This window comes from Massilia sp. CFBP9026 (assembly GCF_034045165.1).
Lineage (GTDB): Bacteria > Pseudomonadota > Gammaproteobacteria > Burkholderiales > Burkholderiaceae_D > Telluria > Telluria arenae.
Map to the genome: position 1 here is coordinate 126,640 of NZ_JAXCWH010000009.1, position 20,031 is coordinate 146,670.

Annotated in this window: 15 protein-coding genes; 6 read left to right on the forward strand and 9 right to left on the reverse strand. The window is 67.5% G+C overall.

The genetic code is table 11. From position 1 onward, the window contains the following. Positions 1-67: 67 nt before the first annotated feature. Together SOM28_RS21080 and SOM28_RS21085 are read right to left on the reverse strand one after the other, a co-directional pair. Positions 68-2,023 carry a GAF domain-containing sensor histidine kinase gene (locus SOM28_RS21080; RefSeq protein ID WP_123068582.1) on the reverse strand — a complete coding sequence of 652 codons (1,956 nt, stop codon included), beginning with the start codon at positions 2,021-2,023 and terminating at the stop codon, positions 68-70. Between the two features lie 89 nt (positions 2,024-2,112). After that, positions 2,113-2,616 (reverse strand): hypothetical protein, encoded by a 504-nt coding sequence (locus SOM28_RS21085; RefSeq protein WP_123068583.1) that lies wholly within the window; start codon positions 2,614-2,616, stop codon positions 2,113-2,115. Between the two features lie 562 nt (positions 2,617-3,178). Here SOM28_RS21085 and SOM28_RS21090 point away from each other — a divergent pair. Further along, positions 3,179-3,550 (forward strand): hypothetical protein, encoded by a 372-nt coding sequence (locus SOM28_RS21090; RefSeq protein WP_123068584.1) that lies wholly within the window; start codon positions 3,179-3,181, stop codon positions 3,548-3,550. A 46-nt stretch (positions 3,551-3,596) separates the two neighbouring features. Here SOM28_RS21090 and queC read toward each other — a convergent pair whose 3' ends face one another. Next, positions 3,597-4,313 carry a 7-cyano-7-deazaguanine synthase QueC gene (queC, locus tag SOM28_RS21095; protein WP_123068585.1) on the reverse strand — a complete coding sequence of 239 codons (717 nt, stop codon included), beginning with the start codon at positions 4,311-4,313 and terminating at the stop codon, positions 3,597-3,599. 236 nt (positions 4,314-4,549) lie between these two features. On the opposite strand from queC, the gene SOM28_RS21100 reads away from it, so the two are divergent. Genes SOM28_RS21100 through SOM28_RS21110 form a run of 3 tightly spaced genes read left to right on the forward strand, consistent with a single transcriptional unit; the run spans position 4,550 to position 11,823 of the window. Then, positions 4,550-6,337 (forward strand): autotransporter assembly complex protein TamA, encoded by a 1,788-nt coding sequence (locus tag SOM28_RS21100; protein WP_320469346.1) that lies wholly within the window; start codon positions 4,550-4,552, stop codon positions 6,335-6,337. Next, positions 6,337-10,794 carry a translocation/assembly module TamB domain-containing protein gene (locus SOM28_RS21105; RefSeq protein WP_123068587.1) on the forward strand — a complete coding sequence of 1,486 codons (4,458 nt, stop codon included), beginning with the start codon at positions 6,337-6,339 and terminating at the stop codon, positions 10,792-10,794. Before SOM28_RS21100 ends, SOM28_RS21105 begins: the two co-directional genes overlap by 1 nt. Before the next feature lie 12 nt (positions 10,795-10,806). Continuing rightward, the gene (locus tag SOM28_RS21110; RefSeq protein WP_320469347.1) at positions 10,807-11,823 is read left to right on the forward strand and encodes an RsiV family protein; all 1,017 of its coding nucleotides are present in this window, start codon (positions 10,807-10,809) and stop codon (positions 11,821-11,823) included. On the opposite strand, the gene SOM28_RS21115 is transcribed toward SOM28_RS21110, so the two are convergent. Continuing rightward, positions 11,798-12,313 carry a DUF6622 family protein gene (locus SOM28_RS21115; protein WP_320469348.1) on the reverse strand — a complete coding sequence of 172 codons (516 nt, stop codon included), beginning with the start codon at positions 12,311-12,313 and terminating at the stop codon, positions 11,798-11,800. The genes SOM28_RS21110 and SOM28_RS21115 overlap by 26 nt on opposite strands. 145 nt (positions 12,314-12,458) lie before the next feature. Here SOM28_RS21115 and SOM28_RS21120 point away from each other — a divergent pair, with 145 nt between their 5' ends. Continuing rightward, positions 12,459-12,758, forward strand: coding sequence for a hypothetical protein (locus SOM28_RS21120; protein WP_320469349.1), 300 nt, complete (start codon positions 12,459-12,461; stop codon positions 12,756-12,758). 50 nt (positions 12,759-12,808) lie between these two features. Continuing rightward, the gene (locus SOM28_RS21125; RefSeq protein ID WP_320469350.1) at positions 12,809-13,702 is read left to right on the forward strand and encodes a LysR family transcriptional regulator; all 894 of its coding nucleotides are present in this window, start codon (positions 12,809-12,811) and stop codon (positions 13,700-13,702) included. Between the two features lie 16 nt (positions 13,703-13,718). Here the strand turns inward: SOM28_RS21125 and paoC are convergent, their stop codons facing one another. The 5 genes from paoC to SOM28_RS21150 form a co-directional block, all read right to left on the reverse strand. Next, positions 13,719-15,917 carry an aldehyde oxidoreductase molybdenum-binding subunit PaoC gene (paoC, locus tag SOM28_RS21130; RefSeq protein WP_320469351.1) on the reverse strand — a complete coding sequence of 733 codons (2,199 nt, stop codon included), beginning with the start codon at positions 15,915-15,917 and terminating at the stop codon, positions 13,719-13,721. Between the two features lie 17 nt (positions 15,918-15,934). Further along, entirely contained in the window at positions 15,935-16,888 is a 954-nt protein-coding gene (locus SOM28_RS21135) for an FAD binding domain-containing protein (RefSeq protein WP_320469352.1), read from the reverse strand. Then, positions 16,885-17,538 carry an aldehyde dehydrogenase iron-sulfur subunit PaoA gene (gene paoA, locus SOM28_RS21140; protein ID WP_147936771.1) on the reverse strand — a complete coding sequence of 218 codons (654 nt, stop codon included), beginning with the start codon at positions 17,536-17,538 and terminating at the stop codon, positions 16,885-16,887. Before paoA ends, SOM28_RS21135 begins: the two co-directional genes overlap by 4 nt. 102 nt (positions 17,539-17,640) lie before the next feature. Next, positions 17,641-18,840 carry an MFS transporter gene (locus SOM28_RS21145; protein ID WP_320469353.1) on the reverse strand — a complete coding sequence of 400 codons (1,200 nt, stop codon included), beginning with the start codon at positions 18,838-18,840 and terminating at the stop codon, positions 17,641-17,643. Between the two features lie 77 nt (positions 18,841-18,917). Next, on the reverse strand, positions 18,918-19,967 hold the full coding sequence (locus tag SOM28_RS21150; RefSeq protein WP_123071309.1) for an NAD(P)-dependent alcohol dehydrogenase: 1,050 nt from the start codon (positions 19,965-19,967) through the stop codon (positions 18,918-18,920). Between the last annotated feature and the right edge of the window lie 64 nt (positions 19,968-20,031).

Sequence of the window (20,031 nt, forward strand, 5' to 3'; positions counted from 1 at the left end):
ATCTATCCGCAACTGACTTAGGTTCCCGCCTCCGCGGGAACGACGTGCGGGAGTCGCAGGCAAAAGATCACGCCGCGGCTTTTTCGGCGCGCAGCGACTGCGGAAACCGCAAGTGATACCGCAGCCCCTCCCCCGGCGCACTCTCCACCCTTACCGTCCCGCCAAGCGCCCCCGTCACCAGGTTGTACAGGATATGCGCCCCCAACCCGCTCCCCCCCGTCCCCCGCTTCGTGGTAAAGAACGGATCGAACAGCTTGTCCAGCGTGCCCTTGTCCATCCCCGCCCCATCGTCGGCATAGTCGAGCACCACCCAGCCATCTTCTTCGACCGCCGCCCGCACCGTGATATTGCCCGGCTGATCACGCTCAAACCCGTGCACCAGCGAGTTCATCACCATATTGGTCACGATCTGCGATACCGCCCCCGGATAACTGTCCAGCACCAGATCCTTCGGACAATCGACTTCCACCTTGACCGGTCGCCCTTTCAGCTTCGGCTGCAATGACAACAGCACTTCCTTCAAGTACGCGTCCAGATTGAAGCTGCGAATATCGCCCGAAGACTGATCCACCGCCACCTGCTTGAAGCTGCGCACGAGCGCCGCCGCGCGCTGGGTATTGGTGGTCATGATGCGCAGCGACTGGTCGACCACGTCGAAGAAGGTGGCCAGGCTTTCTTCCGTCATCTCCCCCGCCGCCAGTTCTTCGCGCGTGAGCTTGAGTTCCTGCACCAGGTGGCTGGTCGCGGTCACGCAAATGCCCAGCGGGGTATTGATCTCATGCGCCACGCCCGCCACCAGCCGGCCCAGGGAAGCCAGCTTCTCCTGGCGCACCAGTTCCGACTGCGCCTCCTGCAGCGCGTGCAGGGCGTCGTTCAGCGCCGCATTCTGCTGCTCGAGTTCCTGCTTGGCCTTGCGGATCTTGCGATCGGCCTGCATACGCGCGATCGCCACCGCCACGTGGCTGGCCATGAAGGCCAGCAAATCCAGGTCGGCCTTGCTGTACACGATCGCCGGGTCGTAGCTCTGCACCACCAGCACGCCATACGGCTTTTCGTGGACCAGCATCGGCGCCCCCATCCAGCTCGCGATCTCGGTATTGCCGAGAGGCTCAGTGACAATGCCGTTGGCCACCAGTTGGCGGAAGCTTCCCAGGTCGTGCAGCTGCGCCTGCTTGCTCGACAAGACGTAGGAGCACATGGCCTTGCCGAACGGGAAGCGCTGCAGCGAGGGCGCGCTGTCCTTCTGGTCGACGAAATACGGGATGCTGATCTCTTGCGTATCCGGGTGGTAGAGCGCGATCAGGAAGTTGTCGGCCACCATCAGCTCGCCGATGATCCCGTGCAGGCTGGCGCTCAGTGCGTCGGTGTCGAGCGCCTGGGCCGACAGGTCGGCGATCTGGTACAGCGCGTGCTGTACCTTTTCGGCGCGGCCGCGTTCGGCCACCTCGTGTGCGAGGGCCGCGGTACGTTCCTGCACCGCGCGCTCCAGCCGGTCCATGCTCTGCAGGCCCTGCAGCGCATTGGACACGTGGTTGGCGATCAATCCGAACAGCGCCTGGTCTTCCTCGCTATAAGTCTCGTCGGGGGAGTAGCTCTGGATGACGATCGCCCCCAGCGCCTGGTGATTCTGGTCCAGCAGCGGGCAGGCGACGAAGTGTTCCGGCACGCTGCCATCGCCCCAGCGCCCGCTATTCTTCAGGCGTTCGTGGAAATCGGCCGCCGTCAGCACCAGCGTCTGGCGGTTGAGCAGCACCCAGGCCGTCGGCGACTGCTCGGGCGAGGCCAGGGTGATCCGTTCGTTGGGATCGCGGGTACCGTCGGCCTCGTCGACGAAATAAGGGAAGCGCACCGTACCGTCTTCGCGGTCGGCCAGTGCGACGTAGAAATTGGCCGCATACATGATGCGGCCCAGCGCCCGGTGCACGGCCTCGATGAAGGCGGTGATGTCGCTGCAGCTGGTCGATAATTGCCCGATCTCGAGCAGCATCGACTGGACCGCTTCCAGCCGGTCAAGACGTTCCATGCTTCCCCCACGTAATCATAAAATGCGTAGAGGAAATAGTAGCAGCTTGCCGCCCGCCGCAGCGGTCTACGGCGAGTAAATGTGGCTTTTCAGCGCGGTGCGCGGAAATCGTTCTCGATCCAGGCCAGGGCCGAGGCCTGGGTCAGCTTGAAGGTCGGGGCCACCCGCACCTTCGCGACCTGCTCGCCCATCTCGTCCGTCGCGGCCAGCATGGCATAGGGGTCGTCGTCGTCCGGCACGATGTCGAGCGTCACCTTCAGCTCGCCCTCGCCGGTCGACACGAACAGGTTCTTGTGCAGGATCGCGTGCATGTGCTGCTCGTGGCGGCGGATCACCTCGGACGCGGTCTTGATCAGCGTATTGAAGGCATTCACGTCGAGCGGCTTCGGGTTCTTCTTGTCGCGGCCCATGGTCCACGGGCCGACCAGCGCCGGTTCCGGCTCGCCGTCCTTGTACATGGCCACCGCCCAGCCTTCGTCATCGTCGTTCTTGATCACGCGCGCGGTCCAGCCATTGCCCTGCCACAGGCGGGGTTCCTGCACCGGACCGGTGTCCTGCTCTTCTTCGTCGTGATCGTGGGTCTGGTCGTTCATCTGCTTCCTTCGGCGGGCTCGCGCCCAAAACCACGATCATAGAGGAAACCGGACCCATGAAAAAGCCCGCACGTGCAGCCAGTGCGGGCCTTTTGACGGTGACTCGACAATATCAGGCCGGACAGTCGTCGACGATGCGCGGACAGCGCCAGTCGGGGCCTGGCGGCGGCACGATCGGCGGACCCACGGGGATAGGCCGCGGGTCGCCGTTTGGCGCCGGCGTATGCCGGTTGAACGGATTGATGATAATCGGCGGTATCGCGGGCGGCGCGGATGGCGGATTCTTGGCGCCGCCGCCGGCGTGGGCAAGGCCGCCCCGGATTCCATGAAATACAGCGTACATAGGCTCCCCCTGTAACAGAGAGAACCAGTATAGGAAACCCGGCAGGCATTTCAAGCAAAAATTGCCGACAGTTCTGTCCGGCCCCGGCTATGCACGTTTCGTCCCGCAAAACGTGCGGCCTGTCGCACACCGGTGGCCGCGCTTCTTGTGGAGGCATACAGTTCGAGCATGCAAGAGCAAAACGCTGAACCGACTACTACCCCAACTGCGAGGACCGCCATGAAAAAATATGCCCCCTACATCATCCTGTTCCTGTTCGCCGCGCTGCTGTTCAACAGCTGGGGCAATGACATGACGGTGCACTTCGACGGCGACGAGATCGACGGCCCGCTGGGCTGGATGCTGGCCACCCTGTTCGCGGGCGGCGGCGCCTTGCTGGCACTGTTCATCACCATCATGGTGGGCGTGCTGCTGGCGGTGGTGTTCGCCGGTGTCGGCGTGATGCTGCTGGGCTCGCTGGGCATCGGCGCCATTGTCCTGGCCCTGGCCATCTCGCCGCTGCTGCTGCCGCTGGTGATTCCGGTGGCCCTGGTGTGGTATCTGGTCAGCCGCCCACGCAAGGTGAGCCTGGAAAAGCCTGCCAGCGCCTGAACGACACCACGATTCCTCTGTTGGCCGGGCTCGTCCCGGCCTTTTTTTATGCCTGCTTGCGCGCCACGTACTGCTCGTAGCCGCGCGCGCGCAGGGCGCAGGCCGGGCAGGTGCCGCAGCCATGGCCCCAGGGATGCGCGTCGCCCCGCTCGCCCAGGTAGCAGGTGTGGGTGTCGAAGCGGATCAGGTCCACCAGGGTGTCGCCGCCCTCCTGCTGCGCCAGTTCCCAGGTCTGCGCCTTGTCGATCCACATCAGCGGGGTCTCGACCTTCAGGCGCGTCGCCATGCCCAGGTTGAGCGCAACCTGGAGCGCCTTCATGGTGTCGTCGCGGCAGTCCGGATAGCCCGAGAAGTCGGTTTCGCACATGCCGCCCACCAGCACGTTCAGGCCGCGCCGGTAGGCCACCGTGGCCGCCACTGTCATGAACATCAGGTTGCGGCCCGGCACGAAGGTGTTCGGCAAGCCGTTCTCCTGCATGGCGATCTCAACATTGCTGGTCAAAGCCGTGTCAGAGATTTTCGAGATCAGGGACAGGTCGATCATGTGATCGTCGCCCAGGCGCGCATCCCAGCCGGGATTGAGCGCGCGCAGCTTCGACAACAAGGTTGGGCGTACCTCCAGTTCGATCGCATGGCGCTGGCCATAATCGAAACCGATCGTCTCGACCCGCGCATAGCGCTGCAGCGCCCAGGCGAGGCAGGTGGTGGAGTCTTGGCCGCCGCTGAACAGGACGAGCGCGGTGTCGGGAGATTGAATAGTCATGGTGTGAAAGAAGGTTCGCCGCTACAAACGGCGAATTTTGTCATAAATCCCAAGCACCGTGTGCGGATGCTGTCCAGAGGCGCACGCGCAACATTTCGCGTCCGACATCGACTTTGCCAATCAGTTAAGATGCAAAGGAGTATCTTTAGTGGAGTGCCAAGTTGTTACCTCGATCGATTCCCCGCCTGCGTCTCCTTCCCCAACTCATGCGCCAAGCGCTACTGGGTATCGGGGCAATGATGTTCGCCACCATCGTATATGCACAAGACGCGCAGGGAGTCGATTACACGGTCCGCATCGACGCCCCGCGCGCCCTCGAAGAACTGCTCGAGGATAACCTCGACCTGATGCGCTGGCGCGGCAATGCGCGGGTCGACCTCGAACAATTGCAACGCCTCGTAAAAGAAGCGCCCGAGCAGGCGCGCACCCTGATCGCCACCGAAGGCTATTACTCGCCCAAGGTCTCGGCCGGCCTGGATACCAGCGGCGCGCGGCCAGTGGCGCGCGTGATCGTCGACCCCGGCCAGCCGGTGCTGGTGGGCGACGTCGACCTGGTACTGCAGGGCTTCGCCCCGTTCGAGCAGGGCGGCGCGCCGTTCGACGCCAATGCCCTGCGCAACCGCTGGACGCTGCCGGTCGGCAGCCAGTTCCGCCAGGGCGACTGGGAAGGCGCCAAGCGCGGCCTGCTGCGCGACGTGGCGCAGACGCGCTTTCCGCGCGCGCGCCTGGTCGAAACCAGCGCCACGGTCGACCCGGACTCGCGCCGCGCCCTGCTGCGGGTGGTGATCGACTCCGGCCCCGAGATGCGCTTCGGCGAGCTGCGCATCCGCGGCCTCAAGCGCTATCCGCGCGAGGTCATCACCAATCTCAACAAGATCAATCCGGGCGACGAATACAGCGAAGCCGCCCTGCAGGCCCTGCAGTCGCGGGTGCAGGACACCGGCTACTTCAGCAGCGTCGAGGTCAGCACCGATATGCGCGCCGTGCTCAATGCCGAGATCGCCGACATCAAGGACGATGACGACGACGACGCCAACCCGGCCACGCCGCAGCCGCCGACCGGCCCGACCGTGCTGCCGGTGGTCGTGCGCGTGAGCGAGAACAAGCAGAAGAACGTCGAAGCCGGCGTCGGCTTCTCGACCGACACCGGCGCCCGCGCCTCGCTCGGCTACGACGACCTGAGCGTGTTCGGCAAGCGCTTCAAGAGCGACCTGATCTACGAACAGAAACGCCAGACCGCAAAGGGCGAATTCTTCTGGCCGACCTCGTCCAAGGGCCATAACGACAGCGTCAGCGCCGGCGTCGAGCGCGAGGACGTGCGCGGCGAGATCACCACCCTGGCCAGCGTGGCCGCGCGCCGCACCTGGGGCTCGCCGCTGCTCGAGCGCAGCCTGACCCTCGAGGTGCTGACCGAGAAACGCGAAGTCGAAGGCCTGGAAGCCACCCGCGCCAAGAGCCTGCCGCTCACCTACAGCATCACCCGGCGCAAGCTCGATAGCCTGATCCAGCCGACCAACGGCTATGTGTGGAACGCCCAGTTCGGCGGCGCCGTGCTGCCGATCCTGACCGACGAAAAATTCCTGCGCCTGTACCTGCGCGGCATCTATTACAAGCCGGTCGGCGCCGCCGGTTCCCTGATCCTGCGCGGCGAGACCGGTGCCGTGGCTTCGAAAGAGAAGCTGGGCGTGCCGAGCACCTTCCTGTTCCGCGCCGGCGGCGACCAGTCGGTGCGCGGCTACGGCTACCAGGAACTGGGCGTGCAAGAAAACGGCGCCACCGTCGGCGGGCGCTACCTGGCCACCGCCAGCGCCGAATACCAGTACTGGTTCAAGCCGCCCTGGGGCGTGGCCGTGTTCTACGACGTCGGCAATGCCGCCGACAAGTTCGGCGACCTCAATCCCAAGTCGGGCTACGGTGTGGGCGCGCGCTGGCGCAGCCCGGTCGGCCCGATCAATGTCGACCTGGCCTATGGCCACGCGGTGCGCAAGGCGCGCCTGCACTTCTCACTCGGATTCACGTTCTGATGGAAACCCCTGACAACAACGCGGCGCCAGCGCCGGACCAGCCTCAGGCTCATCAAACCCGCCGCTGGCCGCGCCGCGTGGCGATCGGCGTCGTCGCCACCGGCGTCATCGTCGGCGGCACGCTGTGGTATCTCGGCCGCGAGACCACCCTGCAAATGATCGTCCAGCGCGTCGCCGACGCCACCGGCGGCAAGCTCACCGTCACCGGGGTCACCGGTTCGATCTACGGCGCCATGCACATCGAGCGCCTCGTCTGGCGTACCGACGAACAGATCGTCACGGCGCTCAAGATCGACGTCGACTGGTCGCCGTCGCAGATCCTGTCGGGCGGCATCCTGGTCGACAAGCTGTGGGCCGCCAGCGTGCGCATGCAGACGCTGAAGGAAACCGACGAACCGTCGGTACTGCCGACGAGCCTCGCACCGCCGTTCCGCATCGAAGCCGACGACGCACGGCTGAATCGCCTGACGATGGTGAACATCGCCGGCGCCGAAACGACGATCGACAATATCCGCGTGCGCGCCAAGGGCGACAAGCGCAGCTGGGTGGTGCAGGATGCCAAGGCCAGCACGCCCTGGGGCCAGGTGGCGGCCAACGCCACGCTCGGCGCCCAGCGTCCGTTCAAGATCGACGCGTCGGGCAGCCTCACGCAATCGCAGGCCAGCGCCGGCGCGCGCGCCGCCCAGCTGCAGCTGAAGGTGGGCGGCGACATCGAGAACGCGACCCAGATCGACGCCACCGGCCAGGCCGGGCGCGCCATCGGCGACGCCCATTTCACCATCTCTCCCTACGCCGAGATTCCGCTGCGCGCGCTGCGCATCAATGGCCGCAACCTCGATCCGGGCTTCTTCAACCCCGCCCTGCCGACCGCCGACCTGACCCTGGCCGTGGCCGGCAAGCTGGATGCCAACCGCAATATCAGCGGCAGCGTCGACATCACCAATACCGGGCCGGAAGGCACGATCGACCAGCAACGCCTGCCGCTGCGCTCCGCGCGCGGCCAGCTGGGCGGCAGCCTGGATGCGGTGCGGATCTCCGACGTGCTGCTGGACTTCGGCGCCGCCGGCAAGTTCACCGGCACCGGCGGCGTCCAGCGCGAGAAGGACGAAGAAGGCATCGGCACCGCGCGCTTCGCCCTGCAGACCGAGCGCTTCAACCTGCGCGAAGTCCATTCGGCGATGAAGCCGACCGCGATCAAGGGTTCGATCGCCGTCACCAACGAGGCTACGCGCCAGACCCTGGAAGCCAATCTGGCGGACGCCGGCCTGCGCCTGTCGGCCCTGGCGACATTGGAGAACAACGTCGCGACGCTCAAGGAAGCGCGCCTGAACGCGGGCCGCGGCAGCGTCACCGCCAGCGGCAGCATGAACCTCGAGGGCGACAAGGCCTTCAAGGCCACGGCCAGCGCAAACCGTTTCGACCCGTCGGCCTTCGGCGACCTGCCAGTGGCCGATATCAACGCCACGATCAATGCCGCCGGTGCGCTCAGTCCCGAGTGGAAGGTCGACGCCGACTTCGCCGTGCGCCAGAGCCGCCTGATGAACCAGGCGCTGTCCGGCAGCGGCAAGCTGAGCGCCGATGCGAAACGCATCAGCGGCATCGACGCCAACCTGGCGCTGGGCCAGAACAAGGTCGATTTGAAGGGCGCCTTCGGCGGCGCCGGCGACCGCCTCAACTGGCGCCTGGATGGCCGCCAGCTGGCGGCGGTGCGCAGCGACCTGTATGGCGCGGTCATCGCCAATGGCGTCGTCAGCGGCACCATGGAAGCGCCGCGCACCACCTTCGAGGTCAACGCGCAAGACCTGGGCTGGGTCGCAGCCCAGCGCAAGAACGGCAGCGGCGTGCTGCGCGCCAGCGGCGAAGCCTGGCTCGGCGGCGCTGAGGGCGCGCGCGCGGTCGAAGTCAAGGCCAGCGGCAGCACCCAGCGCTTCAACCCGGCGGCCTTCGGCTCTCCGCTGGCCGGCAACATCAATTCGACCTTCAGCGGCAGCGGCCGCGCCGGCGCCGACTGGCGCGGCGCGCTCGACTTCAAACTGGCCGACGATTCGACGCTGGCCAACTCGCCGCTGCGCGGTCATGCGCGCCTGACGGCCGACCGCCGCCACGTGTCCAATGCCGACGTCGACCTGCGCATCGGCCCGAACGTCATCGCCGCCAACGGCGCCTTCGGCCTCGCGCGCGATGCGCTCAACTGGAAGATCGACGCGCCGCAACTGGCGGCGCTCGGCCCTGAGTTTGGCGGCGTGCTGCGCGGCTCGGGCGTGTTGTCCGGCACCATGGACACGCCTTCGCTGACCGCCACGATCGAAGGCCAGAACCTCAAGGCACTGGGCACGCACAATGTGCGCTCGCTGCGCGCCAGCGCCAACCTGGGTTCCGGCCGCGGCGCGGCCGATCCGCTGGTCAGCAACGTGGAGGTGCTCGACTACGCCAGCGGCGAGACGCGCGTGGCGTCGGTGCGCCTGCAAACCGAGGGCACGCGCGGCGAACACACCGTCAAACTGTCGGCCCTGGGCGACGCCTTCGATGCCAACACCGAGATCCGCGGCGGCTTCAATCGCGACACCTGGAGCGGCACCCTGGCCGCGTTGCAAAACCGCGGCCGCTACGCCATGCGCCTGCAAAATCCGGTGCCCGTCACGATCGCCGGCGCGCCGGGCTCCGGCCTGGGCGGCCTGGCCAGCCCGGAACGCATCGCCTTCAACGGCGCCGTGATCGCCCTGCCGAACGGCAGCATCACGGTCGACACGCTCACCAAGGATGGCCCGCGCTGGAGCAGCCGCGGCCACGCCGACAAGGTGCCGCTCACCTATCTTGCGCAGTTCTCGCCGGCCCTGGCCGACAATGCACGCGGCGACCTGACCCTGGGCGCGGCCTGGTCGGTCGACATGCGCGCGCCTGTCGCCAACGGCGCCGCGCCTTCGCTGGCCGGTAACGTGCGCGTGTTCCGCGAAGCTGGCGACGCCATCGTCGGCGGCGACACGCCGGTGCCGCTCGGCCTGCGCCGGCTGGAAGCGTCCGCCGAAGTGGTCGGCAGCAGCCTGCGCGTGAACCTGGACTTCGACGGCGCCCGCACCGGCGTGGCGAAAGTCGAGGCGAATGCCCAGATGCTGAACGGCCGCCTCGAGCGCGACAGCCCGCTGCGCATGACAGCCAATGCCGACATCCCGTCGATCGCCTGGCTGGCCTCGCTGGCCGGCCAGCCGGGACTGGAACTCGACGGCGCGCTGCGCCTGGCCATGACGGGCAGCGGCACCATCGGCAGCCCGAGCCTGAACGGCAACCTCGATGGCGACAAGCTCGCGGTGCGCTGGGCCGAACAGGGCGTGCGCCTGCAGAACGGCGAATTGCGCGCCCAGCTCGGCGGCGACCAGCTGCGTGTGGAACGCCTGACCTTCCAGGGTCGCCAGGGCAGCGCCGCCGCCAGCGGCTTCGTGCGCTTCGCCGACGGCGCGCCGACCATGGACCTGCGCCTGAACATGCAGAAGCTCGAAGCGCTCTCGCGCCCCGACCGCACCCTGATCATGAGCGGCCAGGCCTCGCTGGTGCGCGACGCCAGCCGCTTCGCGCTGGAAGGTAAATTCCGCGCCGACCGCGCGCTGATCGAATTCGCGCCGCAAGGCACGCCAACCATTTCGGACGACGTGATCGTGCTGGGCCGCGGAGCCGAGAAGAAAACGCCGACCACCAAGGAAAAGGAAGTGCCGCTCACGGTCGATCTCGCGGCCGACCTGGGCGACGACTTCCACGTGCGCGCGATGGGCATCGACGCCTACCTGGCCGGCAATGCGCGGGTGCGCATGACGGGCGCCGGCCAGCCGCGCATTAATGGAACAATTCGGGCTGTCAATGGCACCTACGCCGCCTATGGCCAGAACCTGTCGATCGAGCGCGCGGTGCTGACCTTCAGCGGCCCTTACGACAACCCGTCGCTCGACATCCTGGCGGTGCGCAAGCGCCCCGAAGGCGAACAGCTCTCGGAAACCAACGTCGAAGCGGGCGTGCAGGTGCGCGGCACCGCGCAGTCGCCTACCGCGCGCCTGGTGTCGACGCCGAACGTGTCCGACAGCGACAAGCTGTCCTGGCTGGTGCTGGGCCACAGCATGGAAGCGGCCAGCGGCGACCAGAAAGGCGTGCTGACGGCAGCCGCCAGCGCCCTGCTGGGCGGCAGCGGCGGCACCGGCGGCATCCAGTCCAAGATCGCCAACTCGCTGGGCGTCGACGAACTGGGGCTCAAGCAGGGCGCGGGCGGCGGCGATTCGTCGGGCCTGGAAAGCACAGTGGTCACGGTCGGCAAGCGCATCTCGTCGCGCGCCTACCTGAGCTTCGAGCAGGGCACCAGCACCGCCTCGAGCCTGGTGCGCCTGCGCTACAAGCTCACGCCGCGCATCGCGCTGCAGTTCCAGACCGGGACCAATAGCGCGCTCGACGTGCTGTATTCCTGGGCCTTCGACTAAGGACGCGCGGGATTGAGAGCGGTCGCCTGCCTCCTGCCTGCGCTGCTGGCGCTCACCGGCCCGGCCACGGCGCAAGACCATGGCGACCTGCTGCAGGCGCCCGAGCGGATCGAGTGGGAGGCCGGTGGCCTGTATGAAGGCCGCTTCCCGGACGGCAGGCCGTTCCAGGTCGCGCTGGCCTATCCGGCGCCTGGCGGCCTGCCGGGCGACGCCGCGAAGATCATGGACAACGCCTACTGGTTCCCGCGCGACTACATGGGCAAGGCCCGCAGCCTGGCAGTGCTGGAGGCGCCGGTCGGCGTGACGAACCTGGCGCCCCTGCTCGACTCCGGCGCCCAGGCGCCCGAACGGTTCTCGATCGCCCTCGACGCCGACCGGCACACCGGCAAGGGCAGCTGGACGCAGGAAGAGCCGGCCAAGACCTTGCCATTTTCGTTGAAGCGCATCGTGGCGTACCATGCGGTCGCGGTCACCCGGCCGTCGCCACAGGCGCAGGCCGAGGGCTCGGACCAGCCATTCGTGTTTTCCGCCGTGTTTCCGGTATTCGGGGACGAGGTGCTGGACGCCTGGGTGCGCGAGATGGCCGGCCGCTGCGATGCGGATACCGAATGCACCAACAAGATCCTGGTGCGCTGGCATTCGAAGGGCCAACTGTCGCTCGACGCCAGCGCCTGGACCTTCGGCTATGGCGCCGCCCACGGCAACTACGCTTCATTGATGCGTCACTATGCGCTTGGCGGCGGCAAGGCCGTGCATACCCGTTTCACGGGCTTCGTCGACGCCGGCACGGCCTGTCGTGACAAGGTCTCGGCCGCGCTCGTGGCCAGGTTGGCCGCGCAAGGATTGTCGTGGGCCGAACAAGGGACGCTGGACGTATTCAAGGAACCGAAGTTCATCCCGACGCCGACCGGCATCGAGTTTCACTGGGATCCGTATGAAGTGGGCAGCTTCGCCCAGGGCATCCCGAGCGTGTTCCTGACCCGCGCCGGGCTGGAAGGCTGCGTCAGGAATCTGCCGCACGGCGGCTGACGCAGGCGCGAGCGTCGAACCCGACGTCGCGCAGCAGGCGGCCCAGGAAGTAGCCGTTGAAGACGCCGAACATGGCGCACACCCCGGCCGCCACCATCGGCTGGCCCGCCAGGTCCGGACGCACGGCCAGCAGCACCGACGTCACGTACTTGAGCGTGAAGATCGACAGCATCAGCACCAGCGGGACGACGCTGCCGGCCACGCGCACCCGGCCCGGCGCACTGCCGGGCGCCACGCGCACGCGGCCGAAGCGCCAGGCCAGCAGCGCCGCCGCGGCAAACGCCGCCGTCCATGCGATGAACGCAGTCGCGTCGAATCCGAACTTGCGCGCGATATCGTGCAGGGACAGGATCAGCATCACCAGCGGCAGCACGAACATCCGGGGCATGGCGATCTCACGCTCGCGCAGTTCGGCGACGCCGCGCCACACGAGGAAGGCGAGGATGGCCCAGACATAAAGAGGCGTGTGGCTCAGGATCTGGATCAGCATGGCGGGCTCCGGCAAGTGGTTGGAAGTGGCGCCAGTATGTCGGCCCGCCGCCCGGGCCGCGCCACGATGCGACGAAGCGCCGCCGCCGCGGCGCGAAACGCATGTGCGCGGCGCGAAATTCGCCGCAGCCGGTTAGAATCCGCGCATGCCGCGCAAAAATCCCATCTTCCCTGGCCCACGCACCGCACGCGGCGCCGTGCTGGCCGTCCTGTTGTCGGGCGCCGACCAGACCGGCGCCGAACCGCTGCGCGGCCGCGTGACCCTGGCCGCCATCGTCCGCGCCCTCAAACGCAAATACCACTGGCCGATCGACACCACCAGCTTCCCGTCCAATGCCGCCGACGGCCGCGCCACCTGGGCCACGGTCTACAGCCTGCCGCAGGACGTCATCGACGCCGCGCTGGACGCGAAGGGCCGCGACTGGCTCAAAAGCACGAATCCATGAAAAATAATCATTGATGCACGGCCTGTTTGATGTTCCTGTATCATCAATCAATGGCCCGTGACAACATCAACGATATCCTCGTCTTTCTCGCCGTCGCCCGCGAGCGCAGCTTCACGCGCGCTGCGGCGAAGCTCGGCATGACCCAGTCGGCGCTCAGCCACATCGTGCGCTCGCTGGAAGCGCGCCTGGGCGTGCGCCTGCTCACGCGCACCACCCGCAGCGTGTCGCCCACCGAGGCCGGCGAGCGCCTGCTGCAGAACGTGGGCCCACGGCTGGAAGAGATCGAGGCCGAGATCACGGCCGTCAGCGACCTGGGCGACAAGCCGGCAGGCACCATCCGCATCACCGCGATCGACCACGTGATCGACACCATCCTGTGGCCGCGCATCGCGCCGCTGCTGCCGCAATACCCCGACCTGCACGTCGAGATCAGCTCCGACTACCGCCTGATCGACATCGCCGCCGAGCGCTACGATATCGGCGTGCGCCATGGCGACCAGCTCGAGAAGGACATGATCGGCGTACGCCTGACGGCGGAGGTGCCGATGCGGATCGTCGGCGCCCCCGCCTATTTCGAGCGGCGCCCGGTGCCGGCCTCGCTGCAGGACCTCATGAAGCACAACTGCATCACCTTGCGCCTGCCCAGCAGCGGCGGGTTGTATGCGTGGGAACTCGCTCACGAGGGCCAGCCGCTGGAAGCGCGCGTGCGTGGGCAGTCGGTGTTCACCAACGTCTACCACATGCTGGACGCCGCATTGCACGGCGTCGGCCTGGCCTTCCTGCCCGAGAGCCTGGTCGGCCCGCATTTGCAGGCCGGGCGGCTGGTGAGCGTGATGGACGACTGGTGCGTTCCCTTCGAACCCCTGCACGCCTTCTACCCCAGCCGCCGCCATTCCTCGCGCGCGCTGATGCTGGTGATCGACGCCATCCGTTTCAAGGAGTAGCCCCGATCGCCTGCCGTCAAGCCAGCGACGGCATCTTCTGCAGCATCTTGTCGAGCGTGACCGGATAGTCGCGCACGCGCACGCCGGTGGCGTTGTAGATCGCGTTTGCCACCGCCGCGCCGACACCGCACAGACCCAGTTCACCGATGCCCTTGGCCTTCATCGGCGACGTCGTCGGATCGGTCTCGTCGATGAAGATCACCTCCTGGTGCGGGATGTCGGCGTGCACCGGCACCTCGTAGCTTGCCAGGTCGTGGTTGACGAAGAAGCCCAGGCGCTTGTCGACGGCCAGGTGTTCCATCAGCGCGCCACCCACGCCCATCGTCATCGCGCCGATCACCTGGCTGCGTGCCGACTTCGGGTTGAGGATGCGGCCCGCCGCGCACACCGACAGCATGCGCCGCACGCGCACCTCGGCCGTGGCGACGTCCACCGCGACCTCGACGAAATGGGCGCCGAAGGTCGACTGCTGCATCTTCTTTTCCAGGTCGCCGTATTCCATCGTGTCCTCGGCCACGATGACCCCGCCCTTGGCCACCTCGGTCAACGGCACCGAACGAGCGCCCACGCGCACCGCGCCGTCATGGAATTCGGCCTTGGCCGCATCCAGTCCCGCCTTCTGCGCGATCTGCTCGCGCAGCTTGACGCAGGCCGCGTAGACGCCGGCGGTGGCGCTGTTGGCGCCCCACTGGCCGCCCGAACCGGCCGACACCGGATAATCCGAGTCCCCCAGGCGCACGTTGATGCGCTCGACCGGCAGGCCGAGCATCTCGGCCGCGGTCTGCGCGATGATGGTGTAGCTGCCGGTGCCGATATCGGTCATATCGGTTTCGACCGTCACCTTGCCATCGCTTTCCAGGCGCACGCGCGCGGCCGACTTCAGGTTCATATTGTTGCGGAAGGCCGAGGCCATGCCCATCCCGACCAGCCACTGGCCCTCGCGCACCTGGCCGGGCTTGGCCTGGCGTTTATCCCAGCCGAAGCGTTCGGCGCCCTGGCGCAGGCACTGCACATAGCGGCGCTGCGAGAACTTGCGGCCCGGTTTTTCGGGGTCGACCGTGGTGTCGTTGACGACGCGGAAGGTGACCGGGTCCATCTTGAGCTTCTCGGCCATCTCGTCCATCGCCACCTCGAGCGCCATCATGCCCGGCGCCTCGCCCGGCGCGCGCATCGCATTCCCCTCGGGCAGGTCGAGCGTGGCCAGTTGCAGGCGGGTCAGGCGATTAGCGCCCGCGTACAGAAAGCGGGTCTGCTGGACCGCGGTTTCCGGTCCGCCGCCCGGCAGGTCGCCCGACCAGCTTTCGTGGGCAATGGCGTTGATGCGGCCTTCGCGCGTGGCGCCGATGCGGATGCGCTGGATCGTGGCCGGCCGGTGGGTGGTGTTGTTGATCATCAGCGCGCGCTGCAGCGCGACCTTGACCGGCCGCTTGGCCGCGCGGGCGCCGAGCGCCGCCAGCACCGCCTCGGAGCGCAGGAACAGCTTGCCGCCGAAGCCGCCGCCGATATAAGGCGAGACTAGGCGCACGTTGCGGGGCGGGATGCCGAGCGTCTTGGCCAGGTCTTGCTTGCCCCAGTCGATCATCTGGTTCGAGGTCCAGACGGTCACCTTGTCGCCATCCCACGAAGCGATCGAGGCATGCGGCTCCATCATCGCGTGCGACTGGTCGGGCGTGGTGTAGGTGGCGTCCAGCTTGACCGGCGCGCCGGCGAAGGCGCCGTCGAAATCGCCGACCTTCGACTCGGCATCGCCGGTCTTGGGCGTGACCGCCGCGTTCATCGCCGCGGCCAGGTCGTATGAGCCGTTCGCCTTCGCGTACTCGACCTTCACCAGCGATGACGCGGCGCGCGCCTGCTCGAAGGTCTCGGCCACGACGACGCCGACCGCCTGGTGGTAGTGCTGCACTTCCGGGCCGGCCAGCAGGTGGGCGGTATTGAAGTTGCCCTTGCCCAGCTTGCCGGCGTTCTCGTAGGTGACGACGGCGATCACACCCGGCGCGCGGCGCGCCGCGGCGGTGTCGATCGACACGATGCGGCCCTTGGCGATCGCGGCGCCGATGACGTAGCCGTAGGCAGCATTCGGCGCTGCCGCATGCTGCTCGTAGGCGTAAGGGGCGGAGCCGGTGGTCTTCTGCGGGCCGTCGATGCGATCCAGCGGCTTGCCGACGACCTTCATCTGGTCGATCGGATTGGTGGTTTCTGGTTTGGTGAATTTCATGGTCTCAAGCCTTTCATTCAGCTCGCGCGGGCTTGCGCCAGGATGGCATCGAGCGTGCGCTCGACGAGCAGGATCTTGTACGCGTTGTCGTCGGTCGTGCGGGCGCCGGCCAGCAATTGCGCGGTGGTGGCCTTGCCGCCGCGCGGCAGCTGGCTTTCCGCCGCCGGCACGCGCCACGGCTTGTGCGCCACGCCGCCCACGGCCACGCGGCCGCTGCCATCCGGCTGCACCACGGCCGCCACCGAAATCAAGGCAAAAGCGTACGAGGCGCGGTCGCGCACCTTGCGGTAGTAATGCTTGCCGCCCAGCGGCTTGGGCAAGGTCACCGCCGTGATCAGCTCACCCGGCATCAGGGTGTGCTCGATGTGCGGCGTCGTGCCCGGCAGCCGATAGAAGTCGGCGATCGGGATCGTGCGCGCGCTGCCGTCGGACCGCACGGTCTCGACGCCGGCGTCCAGCAGTTGCATGGCCACCGCCATATCGCTCGGATGGGTGGCGATGCAGGCATCGCTCTGGCCCACGATCGCATGGCCGCGCGTGTGGCCGCCGATGGCCGAGCAGCCGCTGCCGGGAAAGCGCTTGTTGCACGGCATATTGGTGTCGTAGAAGTAGGGGCAGCGGGTGCGCTGCAGCAGATTGCCGGCGGTGGTCGCCTTGTTGCGCAACTGGGTCGAGGCGCCGGCCAGCAGCGCGCGCGACAGCACCGCGTAATCCTTGCGCACGCGCGCATCGGCCGCCAGGTCGGTGTTGCGCACCAGCGCGCCGATGCGCAGGCCGCCCTCCTTCGTCGCCTCGATCTTGTCGAGCGCCAGGCCGTTCACGTCGATCAGGTGGGCCGGGGTTTCGATCTCGAGCTTCATCAGGTCGAGCAGGTTGGTGCCGCCCGCGATGAAACGCGTGTTGGGGTTCTTGGCGGCGGCCGCCGCCGCTTCGGCCGGGGTCGCGGCCTTCTGATAGCTGAATGCCTTCATGCCTTGACTCCTCCGACTTCCTTGATCGCGTCGATGATGTTCGAATAGGCGCCGCAGCGGCAGATATTGCCGCTCATGCGCTCGCGGATCTCGTCGACGGACAGCAGCGGCTTGGCGTTCAGGTCGCCGGTCACATGGCTCGGGATGCCCTGGCGGATCTCGTCGATCACCGCCACGGCCGAACAGATCTGCCCCGGGGTACAGTAGCCGCACTGGAAGCCGTCATGCTTGACGAACGCCGCCTGCATTGGATGCAGCTTGTCGGGCGTGCCCATGCCTTCGATGGTGGTGATCTCGGCGCCGTCGTGCATGATCGCGAGGCTCAGGCAGGAATTGATGCGGCGGCCGTCGACCAGCACCGTGCAGGCGCCGCACTGGCCCTGGTCGCAGCCCTTCTTGGTGCCGGTCAGGTGGAGGTTTTCGCGCAGCGCGTCGAGCAGCGTGGTGCGGGTGTCGAGCGTCAGCTCGCGCGGCTGGCCGTTCACGCGCAGGGTGACCTTGCTGGTCACCGGCGCCGGCGTCTGGGCCGCGCCGGCTGCGCCTTGCGCCGCCTGGGCGCCTGCCAGCGGCAGGGCCGCCGCCGTCGCGCCGAGCGCGCCGCCGATCAGGACACCGCGCCGGGTCTGGTTGATGTTGGTGGAGTCGTCCATCAGGTATGCTTCCTTCTGTCAGCGGTTAAAAAATCCGGTTGATGTTACGGCAAGCCCTTCCTGCGATTCATGAAGGACACGGCATAGCCTTATGTTTCCTGCTCATGAATCGGCATGGCGCGCCGACCGTGCCGCCAGCAGGGCAACTACGGCGGCGGCAACCAGCAGGCCCGCGCTCAGGTAAAAGGTCGCGCGATAGCCGCTGGCGTCGAACAGCAGGCCGCCCAGGGTCGCGCCGAGCATGATCGCGAGCTGGACCACGGCCACCATCAGGCCGCCGCCGGCTTCGGCGTCGTCCGGCAGGGTCTGGGCCAGCCAGGTCCACCAGCCGACCGGCGCCGAGGTCCCGACCAGGCCCCAGAGCGCGAGCAGCACGGTCACCGCGGCCGCCGAATGGCCGAAGGCGACCAGCGCGCCGGCCACCAGCGCCATCGCGAGCGGCATTGCCACCAGCACCCGGTACAAGCGATCCTTGAGCACGGCGCCGATCAGGGTCGTGCCGACGAAGCCGGCCACGCCCAGCACCAGCAGCATCAGCGACAGGGTCGCGGCGCTCACGCCGGTGACGCCCTCCAGGAATGGGCGCAGATAAGTAAACAGTGCGAACTGCCCCATGAACAGCAGGCTTACCGCCGCCATGCCGAGGACGACCGCCGGCCGCCGCAACAGGCGCGGGATGCCGCCCGCCGCCGGGGCCTGGCTGGCGCGCAGCGCGGGAAGGCTGAACAGCAGCCAGGCGAGCGCGATCGCCGCCACCGGCACCAGGCAAAAGAAAGCGCCGCGCCAGCCGATGATGGCGCCGAGATAGCTGCCGGCCGGCGCCGCGATGACGGTCGCCAGCGCATTGCCGCCATTGAGCAGGGCCAGGGCGCGCGGCACGTCGCGCGCGGGCACCAGGCGCATGACGGTCGCCGCCGACATCGACCAGAAACCGCCGATGGCAACGCCGATCAGCGCGCGGCCGACCATGAACAGGAAGTAGTTGGGCGCGAACGCGGCCACGGTGCCGGAGACGATCATCAGGCAGGTCAGGCCCAGCAGCAGGATCTTGCGGTCGAGCCGTCCGACGATCGAGCCGAGGAACAGGCTGGTAAACAGCGCGAAAAGGCCGGAAATCGCGATCGACTGGCCGGCCTGGCCTTCGCTGATGCGCAGCTCGGCGGCCAGCGGCGTGAGCAGGCTGACCGGCATGAATTCGGAGGCGACCAGGGAGAAGGCGGCGAGCGACATCGCCATCACGGCGCCCCATGCCGCGGGCTGGGCCGGCTTGCTGTCGCAAGCGGCGGAAATGGTTGGATTCATTGTTGAGCAAACAGGGTTGATGCGGGACGAGCGGCGACGCCGCTCGTGAAGGCCCGCGTTGCGGGCTAGAGGATGAATCAAGCCGCCAGGCTGGCGTTATCGATCACGAAGCGGTACTTGACGTCGCCCTTGAGCATGCGCTCGTAGGCGCCGTTGATGTCGTCGGCGCGGATCATCTCGATGTCGGCCACGATTCCATGTTCGGCGCAGAAGTCGAGCATTTCCTGGGTTTCCGGGATGCCGCCGATCATCGAGCCGGCGATCGCGCGGCGCTTCGTGATCAGGTTGAACACCTGCGGCGACGGATGCGGCGACTCGGGCGCGCCGACCAGCACCATGGTGCCGTCGCGCTTGAGCAGGTTGAGGAAGGCGTCCAGGTCGTGCGGCGCGGCGACCGTGTTGACGATCAGGTCCAGGCGCTGGGCCTGGGCCGCCATCGCGGCCGCGTCCTTCGAGATCACGACTTCGTCTGCACCCAGGTCCAGGGCATCCTGGCGCTTCGATTCCGAGGTGGTGAAGGCGACCACGTGGGCGCCCAGGGCATGGGCCAGCTTGATGCCCATGTGGCCCAGGCCGCCGATGCCGACGATGCCCACGCGCTTGCCGGGACCGGCGTTCCAATGGCGCAGCGGCGACCAGGTGGTGATGCCCGCGCACAGCAGCGGGGCCACGGCGGCCAGCTGCTCCTGCGGATGGGTCACGCGCAGCACGAAGCGCTCGTTGACCACGATCTGCTGCGAATAGCCGCCCAGCGTGTGGCCCGGCGCATCCGCGGTCGGGCCGTTATAGGTGCCCACCATATTGTCGCAATAGTTCTCGAGACCTTCGCCGCAATCCGCGCACGCCTTGCAGCTGTCGACCATGCAGCCGACGCCGACCAGGTCGCCGACCTTGTGGCCGCTCACGTGGGCGCCGACCGCCGACACGCGGCCCACGATCTCATGGCCCGGCACGCAGGGGTACAGGGTGCCGGCCCATTCGGCGCGCACCGTGTGCAGGTCGGAGTGGCAGACGCCGCAGAAGTCGATGTCGATCTGGACGTCGTGGGCGCCGGGGGCGCGGCGGGTGATGTCCAGGGACTCCAGGGGTTTGTCGGCGGCATGCGCGCCGTAGGCTTTGATGGTCATGAGATTTTCCGTATCGTTCAATAATTTTTATGGCGAACGCACGGCCGCCGGCGGCGGACGTGGC

Coding starts and splice junctions, on each gene's coding strand:
- SOM28_RS21085 (WP_123068583.1), bottom strand. CDS start 2,616: ATGAACGACCAGACCCACGATCACGACGAAGAAGAGCAGGACACCGGT.
- SOM28_RS21080 (WP_123068582.1), bottom strand. CDS start 2,023: ATGGAACGTCTTGACCGGCTGGAAGCGGTCCAGTCGATGCTGCTCGAG.
- paoA (WP_147936771.1), bottom strand. CDS start 17,538: ATGGACGACTCCACCAACATCAACCAGACCCGGCGCGGTGTCCTGATC.
- SOM28_RS21150 (WP_123071309.1), bottom strand. CDS start 19,967: ATGACCATCAAAGCCTACGGCGCGCATGCCGCCGACAAACCCCTGGAG.
- queC (WP_123068585.1), bottom strand. CDS start 4,313: ATGACTATTCAATCTCCCGACACCGCGCTCGTCCTGTTCAGCGGCGGC.
- SOM28_RS21145 (WP_320469353.1), bottom strand. CDS start 18,840: ATGAATCCAACCATTTCCGCCGCTTGCGACAGCAAGCCGGCCCAGCCC.
- paoC (WP_320469351.1), bottom strand. CDS start 15,917: ATGAAATTCACCAAACCAGAAACCACCAATCCGATCGACCAGATGAAG.
- SOM28_RS21100 (WP_320469346.1), top strand. CDS start 4,550: ATGATGTTCGCCACCATCGTATATGCACAAGACGCGCAGGGAGTCGAT.
- SOM28_RS21115 (WP_320469348.1), bottom strand. CDS start 12,313: ATGCTGATCCAGATCCTGAGCCACACGCCTCTTTATGTCTGGGCCATC.
- SOM28_RS21135 (WP_320469352.1), bottom strand. CDS start 16,888: ATGAAGGCATTCAGCTATCAGAAGGCCGCGACCCCGGCCGAAGCGGCG.
- SOM28_RS21090 (WP_123068584.1), top strand. CDS start 3,179: ATGAAAAAATATGCCCCCTACATCATCCTGTTCCTGTTCGCCGCGCTG.
- SOM28_RS21125 (WP_320469350.1), top strand. CDS start 12,809: ATGGCCCGTGACAACATCAACGATATCCTCGTCTTTCTCGCCGTCGCC.
- SOM28_RS21105 (WP_123068587.1), top strand. CDS start 6,337: ATGGAAACCCCTGACAACAACGCGGCGCCAGCGCCGGACCAGCCTCAG.
- SOM28_RS21120 (WP_320469349.1), top strand. CDS start 12,459: ATGCCGCGCAAAAATCCCATCTTCCCTGGCCCACGCACCGCACGCGGC.